This is a genomic window from Cupriavidus sp. SIMBA_020, from assembly GCF_046535395.1.
GTDB lineage: Bacteria > Pseudomonadota > Gammaproteobacteria > Burkholderiales > Burkholderiaceae > Cupriavidus > Cupriavidus campinensis.
Map to the genome: position 1 here is coordinate 1 of NZ_JAWRWU010001400.1, position 245 is coordinate 245.

The following is a 245-nucleotide window of genomic DNA, read 5'->3' on the forward strand; positions in this document are numbered from 1 at the left end:
GTCGGCCGCTGCCTGATACGCGGCGGCCACTTCGCTCAGCAGCCGCGCCGAGCTCCACCCGTCGAGCAGGATGTGGTGATGGCTCCAGTGGAACCGCCATGCCTGATCGCCGAGGCGGAACAGCGCGAGGCGGAACAGCGGCGCCTGCGTGAAGTCGAAGCCGCGCGCCCGGTCCTGCGCCACGTAGGCGTCCCAGCGCCGGTGCGCGTCCGCGGCGGATGCCGCGCGCAGATCCTCGTCGTGCC

Annotated in this window: 1 protein-coding gene; it reads right to left on the minus strand. The window is 73.1% G+C overall.

What is annotated here, in order from left to right; genetic code table 11:
• Positions 1-245: condensation domain-containing protein (locus tag SB751_RS34125; RefSeq protein ID WP_410749509.1), on the minus strand; the 245-nt coding region annotated here is incomplete at both ends.